At 63.8% G+C, this 14548-nt stretch carries 20 protein-coding genes; 12 read left to right on the plus strand and 8 right to left on the minus strand.

The annotated features are described in order from the left end of the window. The first annotated feature begins 26 nt into the window (after window positions 1-26). The 5 genes from AC0L4C_RS09035 to AC0L4C_RS09055 all read left to right on the plus strand — a co-directional run bounded on the left by AC0L4C_RS09035 (window position 27) and on the right by AC0L4C_RS09055 (window position 4027). Complete coding sequence (locus AC0L4C_RS09035) at window positions 27-272, plus strand: aa3-type cytochrome c oxidase subunit IV (RefSeq protein ID WP_473403300.1); 246 nt, start codon at window positions 27-29, stop codon at window positions 270-272. 75 nt (window positions 273-347) lie between these two features. Further along, a complete protein-coding gene (locus AC0L4C_RS09040) occupies window positions 348-1844 on the plus strand; it encodes a Re/Si-specific NAD(P)(+) transhydrogenase subunit alpha (RefSeq protein ID WP_473403301.1) in 1497 nt (498 codons plus the stop codon). Next, window positions 1845-2207: a proton-translocating transhydrogenase family protein gene (locus tag AC0L4C_RS09045; protein WP_473403303.1), complete on the plus strand. Its 363-nt coding sequence runs from the start codon at window positions 1845-1847 to the stop codon at window positions 2205-2207. A 4-nt stretch (window positions 2208-2211) separates the two neighbouring features. Further along, on the plus strand, window positions 2212-3618 hold the full coding sequence (locus AC0L4C_RS09050; protein WP_473403304.1) for an NAD(P)(+) transhydrogenase (Re/Si-specific) subunit beta: 1407 nt from the start codon (window positions 2212-2214) through the stop codon (window positions 3616-3618). Between the two features lie 10 nt (window positions 3619-3628). Further along, on the plus strand, window positions 3629-4027 hold the full coding sequence (locus AC0L4C_RS09055; RefSeq protein WP_473403305.1) for a hypothetical protein: 399 nt from the start codon (window positions 3629-3631) through the stop codon (window positions 4025-4027). Window positions 4028-4064: 37 nt separating this feature from the next. On the opposite strand, the gene AC0L4C_RS09060 is transcribed toward AC0L4C_RS09055, so the two are convergent. Then, window positions 4065-4745: a TetR/AcrR family transcriptional regulator gene (locus AC0L4C_RS09060; RefSeq protein ID WP_473403306.1), complete on the minus strand. Its 681-nt coding sequence runs from the start codon at window positions 4743-4745 to the stop codon at window positions 4065-4067. Between the two features lie 144 nt (window positions 4746-4889). Here AC0L4C_RS09060 and AC0L4C_RS09065 point away from each other — a divergent pair, with 144 nt between their 5' ends. The 6 genes from AC0L4C_RS09065 to AC0L4C_RS09090 all read left to right on the plus strand — a co-directional run bounded on the left by AC0L4C_RS09065 (window position 4890) and on the right by AC0L4C_RS09090 (window position 9994). Continuing rightward, entirely contained in the window at window positions 4890-5354 is a 465-nt protein-coding gene (locus AC0L4C_RS09065; RefSeq protein WP_473403307.1) for an MAPEG family protein, read from the plus strand. Between the two features lie 138 nt (window positions 5355-5492). Then, entirely contained in the window at window positions 5493-6035 is a 543-nt protein-coding gene (locus AC0L4C_RS09070) for a histidine phosphatase family protein (protein WP_473403308.1), read from the plus strand. Between the two features lie 103 nt (window positions 6036-6138). Continuing rightward, a complete protein-coding gene (locus tag AC0L4C_RS09075) occupies window positions 6139-6543 on the plus strand; it encodes a hypothetical protein (RefSeq protein ID WP_473403309.1) in 405 nt (134 codons plus the stop codon). A gap of 171 nt (window positions 6544-6714) precedes the next feature. Further along, window positions 6715-8271, plus strand: coding sequence for a hypothetical protein (locus tag AC0L4C_RS09080; protein ID WP_473403310.1), 1557 nt, complete (start codon window positions 6715-6717; stop codon window positions 8269-8271). Between the two features lie 97 nt (window positions 8272-8368). Then, window positions 8369-9019 carry a DsbA family oxidoreductase gene (locus tag AC0L4C_RS09085; RefSeq protein ID WP_473403312.1) on the plus strand — a complete coding sequence of 217 codons (651 nt, stop codon included), beginning with the start codon at window positions 8369-8371 and terminating at the stop codon, window positions 9017-9019. A 153-nt stretch (window positions 9020-9172) separates the two neighbouring features. Further along, the gene (locus AC0L4C_RS09090) at window positions 9173-9994 is read left to right on the plus strand and encodes an alpha/beta hydrolase (protein WP_473403313.1); all 822 of its coding nucleotides are present in this window, start codon (window positions 9173-9175) and stop codon (window positions 9992-9994) included. 49 nt (window positions 9995-10043) lie between these two features. Here the strand turns inward: AC0L4C_RS09090 and AC0L4C_RS09095 are convergent, their stop codons facing one another. From AC0L4C_RS09095 to AC0L4C_RS09120, 6 genes are all read right to left on the minus strand, one after another. Next, window positions 10044-10505 (minus strand): DUF992 domain-containing protein, encoded by a 462-nt coding sequence (locus AC0L4C_RS09095; protein WP_473403314.1) that lies wholly within the window; start codon window positions 10503-10505, stop codon window positions 10044-10046. A gap of 178 nt (window positions 10506-10683) precedes the next feature. After that, window positions 10684-10926, minus strand: a complete 243-nt coding sequence (gene rpsU / locus AC0L4C_RS09100; RefSeq protein ID WP_055046207.1) for a 30S ribosomal protein S21 — start codon at window positions 10924-10926, stop codon at window positions 10684-10686. A 152-nt stretch (window positions 10927-11078) separates the two neighbouring features. Further along, entirely contained in the window at window positions 11079-12167 is a 1089-nt protein-coding gene (locus AC0L4C_RS09105) for a 5-(carboxyamino)imidazole ribonucleotide synthase (protein ID WP_473403487.1), read from the minus strand. Next, a complete protein-coding gene (gene purE / locus AC0L4C_RS09110) occupies window positions 12157-12654 on the minus strand; it encodes a 5-(carboxyamino)imidazole ribonucleotide mutase (protein ID WP_473403315.1) in 498 nt (165 codons plus the stop codon). The genes AC0L4C_RS09105 and purE overlap by 11 nt, the downstream gene beginning before the upstream one ends. 78 nt (window positions 12655-12732) lie before the next feature. Beyond that, complete coding sequence (locus tag AC0L4C_RS09115) at window positions 12733-13440, minus strand: TetR/AcrR family transcriptional regulator (RefSeq protein WP_473403316.1); 708 nt, start codon at window positions 13438-13440, stop codon at window positions 12733-12735. Between the two features lie 84 nt (window positions 13441-13524). After that, complete coding sequence (locus tag AC0L4C_RS09120) at window positions 13525-13740, minus strand: YdcH family protein (protein ID WP_473403317.1); 216 nt, start codon at window positions 13738-13740, stop codon at window positions 13525-13527. A 164-nt stretch (window positions 13741-13904) separates the two neighbouring features. Here AC0L4C_RS09120 and AC0L4C_RS09125 point away from each other — a divergent pair, with 164 nt between their 5' ends. Then, window positions 13905-14081 (plus strand): YdcH family protein, encoded by a 177-nt coding sequence (locus AC0L4C_RS09125; protein WP_473403318.1) that lies wholly within the window; start codon window positions 13905-13907, stop codon window positions 14079-14081. 65 nt (window positions 14082-14146) lie between these two features. Here the strand turns inward: AC0L4C_RS09125 and AC0L4C_RS09130 are convergent, their stop codons facing one another. Further along, window positions 14147-14542, minus strand: coding sequence for a VOC family protein (locus AC0L4C_RS09130; RefSeq protein WP_473403319.1), 396 nt, complete (start codon window positions 14540-14542; stop codon window positions 14147-14149). Window positions 14543-14548 lie beyond the last annotated feature (6 nt).

Below are 14548 nucleotides of genomic sequence, written 5' to 3' on the forward strand. Positions count from 1 at the left end.
CTACGTCTAATCTGCCAGAGGACTTTATGGCCAAGAAACCTGCCGCAAAAGCCGAGCAACTCCCGCCGGCCATGGACTATCCGCAGCACGAAGCGACCTACGAGGGCTTCATGCAGATGCTCAAGTGGGGCATCGCCTCGATAGCGGTGATCGTGCTGGCGCTCTATGCCTTCATCGAAGGCGGGCAGCCGCTCATCGGCTGGCTGCTGCTGTTGCTGATCCCGGTCGGCGCAGTTGCACTGGTGGTCACGGGCTCAACCCGCCGTAGCTAACGGCGGGTTTTTCTTTTCCGGGCCCGATACCCGGTGGCGCGGCGTGCGCAGCAAAGGTTGGATCAGGAGAGCGTCATGAAGATTGCAGTGGTGCGTGAGCGCACAGCCGGCGAAACGCGGGTTGCCGCCACTCCGGAGACTGTCGGCAAGCTGATTGCCCTGGGAGCCGAGGTTGCAATCGAAGCGGGGGCCGGTGAACTGGCCCGTTTTCCCGATATCGACTACACGGCGGCGGGCGCCACGGTGGGCGCCGCTGCGGCGGTGCTCAAGGGCGCCGATATCGTCCTGACAGTGCGCCGCCCCAAGGCCATCCAGCTGGCCGGCGTCGCCAAGGGCGCGATGGTCGTGGGCGGCATGGACCCCTACGGCAACGAGAGCGAGATCGACGCTCTGGCCAAGGCCGGGGTCACCACCGTTGCCATGGAATTCATGCCGCGTATCACCCGCGCCCAGGTGATGGATATCCTCTCCAGCCAGGCGAATCTTGCCGGCTATCAGGCGGTGATCGATGCGGCAGGGGCGTTCGAGCGCGCCTTCCCGATGATGATGACCGCAGCCGGCACCGTGCGGCCGGCCAAGGCCTTCGTGATGGGGGCGGGTGTCGCCGGACTGCAGGCGATTGCCACGGCCAAGCGCCTTGGCGCCGTCGTCACCGCCACCGACGTGCGCGCCGCGGCTGCCGAGCAGGTGGAATCGCTGGGCGGCAAGTTCATCATGACGGACGCGCTCAAGGACGCCTCGGGCAGTGGCGGCTATGCCCGCGAACTGACCAAGGACGAACAGGCGGCGCAGGCGACACTGGTTGCCGGCCATATTTCCAAGCAGGACATCGTCATCACCACGGCCCTCATTCCGGGCCGCCCGGCGCCCAAGCTGGTGAGCAAGGCGATGATCGAGAGCATGCTGCCCGGATCGGTGATCGTGGATCTGGCGGCCGAGCGGGGCGGCAATGTCGAGCTGACCGAGCCGGACAAGGTCGTGGTGACGCCCAACGGGGTGACCATCATCGGCTACACCAACGTGCCGGGCCGGCTGGCCACTTCCGCGAGCCAGCTCTACGCGCGCAACCTGGTGGCGTTCCTCGACATCTTCTTTGACAAAAAGACCAAGGCCTTTGAGGTCAACTGGGACGACGAACTGGTCAAGGCGACGGTGCTGACCCGGGACGGCGTCATCGTGCATCCGAATATCAAGATCGACAGCAAGTCGCCTGCGGCGGCGATGCCCAAGCCGGAGGTGCAGGATGCGCCGGTGAAGTCGGGCGCTGCCAGCAAGACGGCACCGGCCAGAAAGCCTGCGGCGACCAAAGCGGCGACAGGGGCGGTGCCCGCCGATGCGCCGATCAAGACCGGGCCGGCCAGCAAGACCGCTGCCAAGCCGAAGGCTGCAGCAGCCAAGGCGCCTGCTGCCAAGACACCTGCTGCCAAGACACCTGCTGCCAGCAAACCCGCGGTGAAAAAGCCGGCTGCGCCCAAGGCGGCTGCTGCCAAGGCCCCCGCCGCCAAAGCCCCCAAGACGACTGCCGCCAAGACGCCTGCCGCCAAGACGCCTGCCGACAAGGGAAGCAAGTAGATGGATGCCACAGCAGAACACACCGCCGATGCCGTGACCGCCGCCGTGGGGCTGGTGACCGGCGGAACGATCGACCCGTTCACCTTCCGCCTCGCCATTTTCGTGCTGGCGATCTTTGTGGGCTATTTCGTGGTGTGGTCGGTGACGCCGGCGCTGCACACACCGCTGATGAGCGTGACCAACGCCATCTCCTCGGTGATCGTGGTCGGCGCCCTGCTGGCCGTCGGCGTATCGCTGGCCTCGGACACCGACTGGATCAGCAAGGTCTTCGGCTTCCTGGCGCTGGTGCTGGCAAGCGTCAACATCTTCGGCGGGTTCCTCGTCACGCAGCGCATGCTGGCAATGTACAAGAAGAAGGGCTGAGTCGATGATTTCTGCTGATATCGCGGCACTTGCCTATCTGGTTGCCGGCGTCCTCTTCATCCTGGCGCTGCGCGGCCTTTCCAGCCCCGCCTCGGCCCGACAGGGCAACATGTTCGGCATGGTGGGCATGGCCATCGCCATCGTCACCACGCTGCTGGTGGCGGGTGTGTCCGACTGGGTCAGCTGGCTCTTGATCATCGGCGGCCTGGGGATCGGCGGCGGCATCGGCGCCTATATGGCGCGGACGGTCAAGATGACCGACATGCCGCAGCTGGTGGCGGCGTTCCACTCGCTGGTGGGCCTTGCCGCCGTGTTCGTGGCGGCGGCGGCGCTCTATGCGCCGGAGGCCTTCGGCATCGGCACGCCGGGTCATATCCACACGCAGGCCATCATCGAGATGAGCCTTGGCGTTGCCATCGGCGCCTTCACCTTCACCGGATCGGTGATCGCCTTTGCCAAGCTCAATGGTAACATGAGCGGCAAACCGATCATCCTGCCGTTCCGGCACGCGATCCATATCGTGCTCGGTCTCGTGCTGGTGTTCTTCGTCTATCAGTTTGCGGTGACGGCCGACCCGATCTGGTTCTGGCTGGTGACGATCCTGGCGCTGGTACTGGGCGGGCTGATGATCATTCCCATCGGCGGCGCCGACATGCCGGTGGTGGTCTCGATGCTCAACTCCTACTCGGGCTGGGCAGCGGCGGGCATCGGCTTCACGCTGGGCAATACCGCGCTGATCATCACCGGCGCGCTGGTGGGCTCGTCGGGCGCGATCCTCAGCTACATCATGTGCAAGGCGATGAACCGCAGCTTCATCTCGGTGATCCTGGGCGGGTTCGGCGGCGACAGCGCCGCCGCCGGTTCGGGCGAGGAAGAGACGCGTCCGGTCAAGCAGGGTGCGGCCGACGACGCCGCCTATCTGATGATGAACTCTAGCAAGGTCATCATTGTGCCGGGCTATGGCATGGCCGTGGCCCAGGCGCAGCATGCGCTGCGCGAAATGGCCGACGTGCTCAAGGCGGCCGGCGTCGAGGTCAAGTATGCCATCCATCCGGTGGCGGGGCGTATGCCGGGGCACATGAACGTGCTGCTGGCGGAAGCCAATGTGCCCTATGACGAGGTGTTCGAACTCGAGGATATCAATTCCGAGTTCAAGGGCGCCGACGTGGCCTTCGTGATCGGCGCCAATGACGTGACCAACCCGGCGGCCAAGACCGACAAGACCTCGCCGATCTACGGCATGCCGGTGCTCAACGTCGAGGATGCCGGCACGGTGCTGTTCATCAAGCGCGGCATGGCGGCCGGTTATGCGGGCGTGCAGAACGAGCTGTTCTTCCGCGACAACACCATGATGCTGTTCGGCGACGCCAAGAAGATGACCGAGGACATCGTCAAGGCGATGGCGCACTAGGCGCTCCGAAATGAGCGTCGATAAAGTGCTCAGATGGCTCTATTTGTTGCCTTTGTACTTTGTCGGCGTTCCACTTCTGAAACCGATTCTTCCCCCGACCCTTCTTGGGCAGCCAATCGACCAATTGATTGGCCTACTTGGAGGGGCGTTGGTGGCATTCATTCTCCGCCAGATCCTGCACTCCTTGTCCGAACACTACCCCACGGATCTCAGCCGTCGCCCAGCATACAACGAACAAATCAAGCTATTCGCGGCCACATCGAACGCGATTGCACTTGGTTTTTTGGTCGCCGCAGTTGTTCTTCCGTTTACCTCCGGCGGAGGATATTCTGTAACGCATGGCGTATACTTCTTTATATTCGTGTATTGTCATCTCGTTGCGCAAAGAATAATTGGATTGATTAAGTAGTTTTCGTGGAGGTCGGTGGGGGCTTCGACGCGTCCGGTCAGCGGTCGGTAGCAAGTTCGAAGATTTTAGCGAAGCCGTCGGCAATTTGCTCATCGGAATAGAGCAGAGGGTCGCCCTGCGCCTCGACCAGACCCTTCATGGTCAGTTGTCCAATGGCCGCGAGATAGGCGAGGAAGGCCAGCAGTCTGGGTTCGATTGCGACAGCGGGCTTGCGGCCTTTCCGCTCTGCCGTGATCAGCGCGCTGGCGCCACCGAGCAAGAGATTGTTCAGCGGCCTTATACGCGCGATCTGATCGGCAGAGAGCGTGACGCTGCCCGCGGTCGCCACTTGTCCCAGCATGAAGGCGAGACGAAAATCGTCCATGCGGGGGGCGAAACTGTTCACGGTTTCTTTGATGATCGCGCCGAGCGCTTCGCCCCCGTTTTCGCTGCCGGAGACGGCGCCGCTGACGGCCGAGGCGTGGCTTTCGAGTGCGGCAAAGACCAGTTCGAACACCAACGCGTCCTTCGAGGGGAAATAGTAGTAGAGCCCGGTTTTCGACATGCCGGCTTCCCGCGCGACAGCGTCAAGCGTCATTGCGGCGAGGCCCTTCTTCAAGAGAACGCTGCGTGCCGCTTCCAGGATTTCCTCGCGCGAGCGATCACGTCGGCGTTGCTGCCGGGCGCGTCGGGTGGCGGTTTCCGCAACCACTGGCGAGGGGTCGTCTTTGGAGGGCATAGCGTGGTCCATAGTTGAGATTCCCGCCAGAATCTTAGTCGGCGGTCGACTAAGTGTCCACCGCTTGACTTTTTCGACCGTCGGTCTAAAAATTGCACTTGCAGTCAGTTTTGCCCGGCAGGGTGGCGCAGTGAGGAAATCCGCGTGGACCAGTTGAACCTGAGCAATCCCGTTTTTGTCGCATATGCCATTGCGGCGAGCATCATGATCATCAAGGGCGTCGCCATGTCGTGGCTGACCGTGGTCAGGATGTTGACCGAGAACGGCGGCTTTCGCAGCCCCGAAGACGCGAAGAAGACGCCCTTCAATCCAAAACCACATCCCGAGCAGCTGGCCCCCAACGATCGCGTCGAGCGCATTCGCCGGATCCAGCAGAACGATCTCGAAAACCTTCCCTATTTCCTCGTGGCCGGAATGCTCTACGTCGTCTCGTCGCCGCCGCTCCTGCTGGCGCAGATTCTCTTCTTCGGCTATGTGATCACCCGGCTCCTGCACTTCGCCGCTTATCTGACCGGCCAGATTCACGACGTTCGCGCGATGCTATGGACGCCCGGATCACTGGCGATCCTGTTCATGGCCGGCAGCGTTCTGGTCGACGCGATTTTCTGATCAGCCTTCGGCGCAATCAGGCGTCGCCGACCGGGTCCGGCGCGGCCGAGACGGTCGGTAGGGGTGCGGATCGGGCAGTGCTCAACCGACAGGTAGCACAGCCGCCGGCGGGTAGCCTTTGCTTCTGGAGGATCGGGCATGCGCCTACTCGAGGTCAGACGCCATACGATGCGGCGCAAGCCGGGCGCGCATCTGTCGCGCGAGGGCATTGCGCTGGCGCGACGGGTGGCGGCGGGCAGCGCACCGTTCGACCTGGTGGTGACCAGCACCATCCCGCGGGCGGTGGAGACGGCGATTGCCATGGGTTTTGAGGTCAACCGGACGCTGGAGGTGCTGGGCGAGGTGCCCGATGCGGTGATGGCCGAGGTCGGCTGGCCGAGCCCCTTTGCGCGCGTGGCGCAGGCGGTGACCGCGGGGGGAGCGGCGGGGCCGTTCGCCGCTGCGCTGGCGCGGCTCTGGCGCGAGATCGCTGCAGAACTGCCCGATGGTGGCAGGGCATTGATCGTCACGCACGGATCGTTCGTGGAACTTGGCGCCGTGGCCAGCCTGCCGGAGGCGGATCACGCCAGCTGGGGCGAAGCCATCGGCTATTGCGAGGGCATTGCCCTCAGCTACGAGGGCGCGGGTTGCACCAGCGAGATCCTGCGGGTGCCGGCAGAGTATCGGCTGATCGAGAACTGAGCGCGCCGTAGCTGCGGGACGTCGAGATCCGAAAAGCAGCTTGACCTCAAGTTGACTTGAGGTTGTAGCGGTAGGGTCTCGTTTTCACAGGGGCAGGTTTCACATGGATATGGTCTTTCAGGGTCTGCTGATCACGCATTTCATTGCGCTGGTGGTGGGCACCGCCACAACGGTCGCCATGCCGGTGGTGATGAGCTTTGCGCCCAAGGCGGGCGCTGACAGCCGCCCGGCCTTTGCCGGTATCGGCAAGCGGCTGAGCCTCAACGCACGGGTGGCGTTCGGCGTACTGGTGCTGTCGGGCGTCGCCATGATGCTGGTGCGCTATGGCGGGGTGGACGGCATGAACGCCTGGTTCTGGGCCAAGATGGGCCTTGTCGGGGTTGTCCTCGCCGCCATGGTCGCGGCCGTGGCGCTGAAGCCCGGTGCGCTCAACCCCAAGGTCATGGGGTGGGTCACGCGGCTCTCGATCCTCGGCATCATTGTGAGCGCGGTGCTGGCCTTCAACTGACGAACGCAGACTGCAGACAAGGGCAACAAGATCGCCAATTTCTCACCCGGGATGCAGGACTATACGTATAGTATTGGAGTCGCCTTATTGAGAACTACTGTATAGACTCCGAGTCGGCTCGCCGATGTTGCTGCCGTTTTCAGGCAGGTGTGGCCGGAGCGGGGGCAGACAATGCGACAGACCCGAAAGACACGTGAGGCAGATATCGCGCGGCAGGCCATTGTCATCGTGCATGGCCAGGGGCAGCAGCGTCCGATGGAGACCATGCGGGCCTTTGTCGAAGTGCTGTGGACCCGCAACCCCGAGCTGGGCGACGTGCCGCCGGAGGGCCGCAAGTCGTTCATCGTGCCGGATGGCCGCACCGGGCTGTTCGACCTCAAGCGGATCACAACGCCCGACGGCGAAGGCCGGAAGACCGATTTCTTCGAGCTCTACTATGCCGACCTGCTGGACAATACGCCGCTGCGGCGGCTGTGGACCTGGCTCGACGGCCTGCTGTTTGTCAGCCCAGGTACTGTGAGTCCGGGCCTGCGCTGGCCGTGGATATTGCTGTGGCTCATGACGCTGGTCGCCGCGGGATTGCTGACCTGGGTGATCTTTGCCATTCCCTACCTGATCGGCGGGACCTGGCTCGGTGTCCTTGAGCGACCCGATGCGCTGGTGCTGGCGGCGGTCGTGGTCGCCATGGCTTTGTTCATGGCCGTGCTGCGCTTTCCGCGCTTTGGGCGTTTCAAATGGCTGTCGTGGCCGATCATGATCACACTCGTGGTGGCCTACGTTTGGCTGTTCTGGGGGGCGTGGCCGGTGATCGCGCTGGCGGCGCTGTTCGGCATCCTGCGGCTGGTGCTGATGACGGTGCTGCCGCTGTTCGGTGATGCAGCCAGCTATCTGGGGGCACGGACCGATACGGTGAGCAGCCGGCAGGCGCTGCGCAAGCGCGGGCTCGACCTGCTGACCTCGCTGCACGAGGACGACAAGTACGATCGCATCGTGGTGGTGGCGCATTCACTGGGCACGGTGCTGGCCTATGATCTGCTGCAGCTGCTGTGGGAGCAGTGCGGCCCGACCAAGGACAACCCGCCGACCACTGCGGAACTGGCGGGTTTGCGCAGGGTGCGCGATTTCATTGCCAAGCATCCGGGGCCGTCCTGGAATGATGCGGTGCGCCGGGACTACCAGGCGGCGCAATGGTCGGCGTTCGGGACGTTCCGGCAGCGCCCGAAGAGGGATGCGAAAGCCGATGCCAGGGCTGACGCGCCGACGGAGCCGGTGCCGGCTCAGGCCTGGAAAGTGTCCGATTTCGTGACGCTCGGCTCGCCGCTCGGGCACTCGCGGTTTCTGATCACCGACAGTGCCTCGGCCTTCGATCAGCTCAAGCAGGAGCGGCTGCTGTCGCTGGCGCCGCCCGCCGATTTCTTCGATGACAGGCCCGGCGGTTTTATCGACGAGGACGGCAAGGTGGTGCATCACGCGGCCATGTTCAGCCTGGTGCGGTGGACAAATCTCTACGACCAGTTCAACCCGGTGGTGTTTCCGCTGGGCGATGTGATTTCCAGCGAGGTTGGATCGGCCAAGCTGTTCGGCTGCGGCGCGCGCGATGTCGATGCGGAGATGCTCAGGCTCGGCCTGAGGTTCACCCATAACCACTACTGGATCGACTTCGACAAGGCAGACGCCGTCAATCTCGAGCGGCTGCGTGCGGCCATCGGCATCGATAGACCTCTGTGAGCCGGGCGGGACGGCCGCCGGCGGTTACGCCGATGTGCCTGCTTGCAGATCGGGGCAGGGGATAGCACTTCTGCGGTTTGCAAGCAGGAGCTGTCCGATGAGCCGCAAGATCAAGGTCGATCTCTTTACCGATACCGTCTGCCCGTGGTGCCTCGTGGGTGCGGCGCGGCTCGATCAGGCGATTGCGGCGCTGCCGGACGATGTCGAGGTGGAGGTGGAGAACCATCCGTTCTATCTCGATCCGACCACGCCGGATGAAGGCGTGGTGGTGGCCGACATGCTGCGCCAGAAGTATGGCCGCGATCCCAAGGAAATGTGGGAGCGGCTGGAGAACGAGGCGCGGCTTTCCGGGATCGATCTCGATCTCAGCCGGCAGCCGCGCAGCTATCCGACGCGCAAGGGGCATACGCTGGTGCGTATGGCCAAGGTGAAGGGCACGCAGCACGCCCTGGCCAATGCTATCACCTGGGCCTATTTCATGGATCACAAGCTGATCAATGACGACGATGTGCTGGCCGACATTGCCATCGAGCATGGCTATTCGCGCGAGGAAGCGCTGCAGGTGATGCGCGATCCCGATGCACTGGGCGAAACCCACGATGCCGCCGTGGCAGCGGCGCAGCAGGGCATTCAGGGCGTGCCGTTCTTCGTCTTCAACAACCAGTTCGCCGTCTCCGGCTGCCAGCCGCAGGACGTGTTCGGCATGGCCTTCGAGGCCGCCCTCGATCCGAGCAAGCTGCAGCGCTAGGTTCGCTCAGGCACGGTCCGGTCAAGTCCTTCGACAGGGCTCAGGTCGCATGGAGGCGACGCCTGAGCCATGCCCTCATGGGCTCCGGCGCAGGTTTCGGGATTTACCGCCCGTGCGCCAGGCGATAACCAGAGGGCAACAGGAGGCGTGCGGATGAAGTGGGTGAAACGGATTGCCATCGGCTTTCTGGGGCTGGGTGTACTGGCCTATCTCGGCATTCTGGGCGGGCTCTATTTCCTGCAGCGCGACTTCCAGTACGACCGGTCGGGCCGGATGTTTGCGCTCGACGAGACGATGCTGGTCAGCGCCGGACTGGTCAACATTGCCACCGATGACGGCTCGCCGCTGGGGGCGTGGTATGAGGCGCCCCGACCGGGCATGCCGGTGATCCTCTATTTCCGTGGCAATGCGCAGAGCTTTTCGCGCGAGCACGAGCGCTACGAGGCGTTCGTCGCCGATGGCTATGGCTTCCTGGCCTTCGACTATCGCGGCTTTCCCGGATCGCCGGGCGAGGTGACCGAGGAGCACGTGCTGGCCGATGCGCTGGCGGCTTATGACTGGCTGGCGGCCAAGGGCGATCCGATCGTCCTCTGGGGTCGCTCGCTGGGGGCAGGACCGGCGAGCTATATTGCCAGCCTCAAGGAGACCGACGCGTTGCTGCTGGAGACGCCATTCCTTTCGGCTGTGGCGGTGGCGGCGGATCGCTACGGATACCTGCCGGTGGGACTGCTGATGCACGACCAGTACCGGGTCGACGAGTGGATCAAGGACGTCGACGAGCCGGTGCTGGTGGCGCACGGTACGGCGGACGAGACGATCGGCGTCAGCCATGGCGAACGGGTGCACGGGCTGGCGCGGAACAAGGACGAACTATGGATCGTCGAAGGGGCCGACCATGGCGGTCTGTGGGACGCGGGGCTCTGGGACAAGGCCAGGGCGTTCTTTGCACGGGTCGAGGCGGCAAAGGCCAAATAAAACGCCGGCCCAAAGGACCGGCGTTTCGAATTTTTCAGAGAGCCGAAGCCTACTCGAGGGTGAGGCCGGCGAAGGCCCAGGTCAGGTTGACGCCGGTCGAGGCCTGGATGGACCAGGGCTGCAGCGCAAAGCCGCGCTTGGAGCCACCGATCAGCCAGTTGGCGCCGAGGCCGGCGCCGAGCGAGGCTTCACCCGAACCACCGACATAGGTGCCCTTGAGCGAGCCGCGGCCAACCTTGGTCGAGGAGGCGGAGAACACCAGCCACTCGATGCGGGTCTGACCGGTCACGCCGATGTCGAGGCCCAGCTTCTTGATGTTGCCGTAGTAGACTTCGGTCTTGTGACCCTTGCGGATGAAATGGCAGGTCATGTCCTTGGACGAGCCAATGATGTAACCGATGCCGCCATCGACGTCGCAGGACAGACGACCAACCTGAACGCGGGCGTCGGCAACTGCAGCCGTGGTGGAAAGGACGACCGCGGCGAGCGCAGCAGCGAGAAGTTTCTTCATGATGATAAGTCCCTCAGTGGTGGTTTGACGCTTGTACTGTCCGACCCTGCCTTGAAGTCTAGTCATTGCCGAAAAATCGGCAAGGCCTTCATGCTGCCCCCGCAACAATTCGGATATCCGAACAGCTACAAAAACGCCGCCTTTTGGGCGGCGTTCGTGTTCGAATCTGTAGCGGCCCCTACGGGCGAGCCGGCCGGGCAGCGGCGGCAGGAGCGGGCAGGCCGCCCTCGCGCTGAGCCCGCTTGCGCGCCAGCTTGCGGGCGCGGCGAACGGCTTCGGCCTTCTGACGGGCCTTCTTTTCAGACGGCTTCTCGTAGTAGTTCCGCAGCTTCATCTCGCGGAACACACCCTCGCGCTGAAGCTTCTTTTTCAGTGCGCGCAGCGCCTGATCCACATTGTTATCGCGAACAACTACTTGCAAGCGCAACCGCCCTTCGTAAATCGTCATCAGTGTTTGAATGAAGCGCCGAAGCCCAAAAGGCCTCTGCGCCGACCAGCAAAGCCGGTCACCGTGGTGCGCGTATATAGAGGAACCTCAGGGGCTTGTCCACACTGTCGCACGGCAAAAAACGCCTATTTCGCGCGGGATTTTGCCTCAACGCGGTTCAGGTGGCCCATCTTGCGGCCGGAACGCGACTCGGCCTTGCCATAGGCGTGTGGGCGGACCGCGGGGCCGAGATCGTCCGGAATGGCGAGGATCTCGTCGCCGATGAGATTTTCCATGACGACGTTGGCCATGCGCGCCGGATCGCCCAGCGGCCAGCCGAGAATGGCGCGGACATGCTGCTCGAACTGGTCGGTGATACACACGGCCTCGGTCCAGTGGCCCGAATTGTGCACCCGGGGGGCAATCTCGTTGACCAGCAGGCGGTCATTGGGCAGCACGAAGAACTCGACGCCGAGCACACCGACATAGTTGAGCGCCTCGACGATACGGCCGGCGATCGCCTTGGCCTCGCGCGCCGTCTTCTTGCGGATATCGGCGGGCACGGTGCTGGTCTTGAGGATGTGGTCGCGGTGCACGTTCTCGGCCGGGTCGAAGGCGGCGACCTCGCCACGTGTGTTGCGCGCCACGACGACCGAGATTTCCTTGTCGAACTCGATAAAGCCTTCGAGCACCAGCGGCTTGGGCGACAGCATCTCGAAGGCGATGCCGGCATCGCCGTCATTGCGGACGATGCGCTGACCCTTGCCGTCATAGCCCATGCGGGTGGTCTTGAGCACGGCGGGCGTGCCGATCTCGGCCATGGCCTGGTCGAGGTTGTCGAGGTTGGTGACGGCGGCAAACGGCGCCACGTCGATGCGGTTGACGGTCAGGAAGGCCTTTTCGGCCAGCCGGTCCTGGGCAATGGCGAGCGCATCGGCACCCGGTCGCAGCGGCTTGAGGCCGGCGAGGAAACGGGCAGTCTGGGCCGGGACGTTCTCGAATTCATAGGTGACGACATCGACCTGCGCCGCAAATGCCGCCAGTGCGGCCTCATCCTCGTATGCAGCAACGGTCCGGTAGGGCGTGACGTCGAAGGCCGGGCTCTGCGGATCGGGGCAATAGATGTGGCTGCGGACGCCGAGGCGCGCCGCAGCGAGGGCCAGCATGCGGCCAAGCTGGCCGCCGCCGAGAATACCGATTGTGCTGCCGGGGGGCAGCGGCGTGTCATTGGCCATCATCGCTCGGGAACAGGGGAACCGCATCGGCCCGGTCACGTCGCATGTGGACGAGGCGGGCGTCGAGTTCGGGGTCGGAGATCGCCAGGACGGCGGCGGCGAGCAGGGCCGCGTTGGTGGCCCCGGCATTGCCGATTGCCAGCGTGCCCACCGGGACGCCTGCAGGCATCTGCACGATGGAGAGGAGGCTGTCCTGACCCGAGAGGGCCTTGGACTGCACGGGGACGCCGAAGACGGGCAGGGTGGTCATGGCAGCAATCATGCCGGGCAGGTGTGCGGCACCGCCGGCTCCCGCAATGATGACCTTGAAGCCCTCGGACTTGGCCGAGCGGGCAAAATCATACATGCGCTCGGGGGTACGGTGCGCCGACACGATGCGCGCCTCGTAGTCGACCTTGAGCGCATCGAGCGTTTCGGCGGCATTGCGCATGGTGGGCCAGTCGGACTGGCTACCCATGACGATGGCGACGGGCGGTGCTGTGACCATTGGCCAGGATCCTCGGGGGCTCAGCGAGAGTTGCGTGTAGCGGAAAGGCGGTAGGCCTTCAAGCCGCCATGGCCCGGTTCAGGCGGCGCAGAAGCCCTTGCGCCGGTTTTCGGTCAGGTCCTGTACCACGGTTTCATCGACAAACTCGATGCTGCCCTCGGGAATGCCGAGTATGCGATCGACCACGGTGGCGAGAAACGCCATGCGCTTGAGCAGGCGCGCGACAGTGTCATCGAGGTGGTCAGACGAACCGGTCTGGCAGAGTTCACCGACGAGGCCGCGGACAGAGCCCATGAGATGAATGATGATCTCGGCAGCCTCGTCGGGATCGGAGGTGTCGAAGGTGCGGTCGGCGACGCCCTCGGCAATGATGCGCGCCAGGATGGGCCGCACGACGGCAGCGGTGGCCGCCTGGCTGCGTTCATAGAGGGCGGAATTGCCGGGCTGGAAGATGACCGCAAAGGCAGCGTTCAGCTCTGGCGCAGCCTCGATCTTGCTGGCGCGCATCAGGCTGAGAAAGACACTGAGCCGCTCGAAGGCATCCAGAGAAGGGTCCTCGAGCACGTCGCGGGCCCGGTCGGCGGCCATGCGGGCGGCGCGCTCGGCCAGCGCCTCGATCAGATCCTCCTTGGAGGAGTAGTGATGGTAGAAGGCGCCCTTGGAAATACCGAGGGCCGAAATGATCTGGTTGATCGAGGTCTCTTCATAGCCCCGCGTGGCAAACAGCCCGATGGCGCAATCGAGCAGTTCCTGCTTGCGCACTTCGGCGGACTTGACGATACGCATGACGCTGCTCCCGCTTCGAACCGGCGGCAAATTGACCGACCGTCGGTTGGTCGTCAAGTGCGGAGCGATGCGTAGGCCCGGCGGTCAGGCGATGATGTCGGGAAGCAGCAGGTTCTCGAGCTGGGCGATGCGGTCCTTGAGTGCCAGCTTGCGCTTTTTCATGCGCTGGATCAGCATCTGGTCGGCAAGGCCGGAGGCCTGCAGGGTCTGGATGGCGGCGTCGAGGTCGGCGTGCTCCTGCCGTTTGCTGGCCAGTTCGGCGCCCAGAGCGATTTCCTGATCCTTGTTGAGCGGCATCATGATTGTGCGCGTTCCAGCAGGTTCACCCCTGAACCCAGTCATCAAGAGTTAACCGATCGACCACGGATTCGCACCCGGGTTCTCAACTCTTCGTTTGTCCCCATCGACATCGCGTGAATTTTTTGTGACGATCGAGTCGTTCGAAACGCTTGAAAGGAGTTGTCATGACGACTGAAGGCCACCTCGCTGCACTCGAGCGGCGTCATATGCAGCTGGATCGTGAGATCGAAGCTGAAATGGGTCACCTGAGCCACGACGACCTGCTAATCGCGGCGCTAAAGCGCAAGAAGCTAGAGATAAAGGACGAAATTTCTCGAATGCAATCTCGCGCCGCGGCGTAAGGCGCGCGTATTCCGAGTGTTAGGGAGGCCACGGCAACTGCCGCGGCCTTTTTTGTTGCCCGGCGTCAGGGGGGATGACTGAAATCGTTGATCTCGAACCAGTAGCCGTTGGGATCGCGCAGGAAGACCGCCCGCATGCCATCGGGCCGGGTGTTGATGGCGCCGGGAGTGCCCTGCATGTCCGAGAAGTCGATTGCCGCGGCGCGGAAGCGCGCCAGCGTCGCGTCGAACTCGGGGGTGCTGAGGGCGAAATGCGTCCGCTTTTCGACGTGGACCTTCGAGATATCGCCGGCCTGCACGTGGAAGCGGCGGCCATCGCCGATCTCGATCCAGCGGATCGATGTGCCGCCCATCGGGTTGGGGATTTCCAGCAGACCCAGCACATTGACGAGGAAGGCGACACTCTCGTCGAGATCGCGGACGAGCAGGGCGATGTGATCGAGCCGGTAGGGCGTTGGCATGGCAGG

The sequence above is a fragment of the Devosia sp. J20-27 genome (assembly GCF_055808595.1).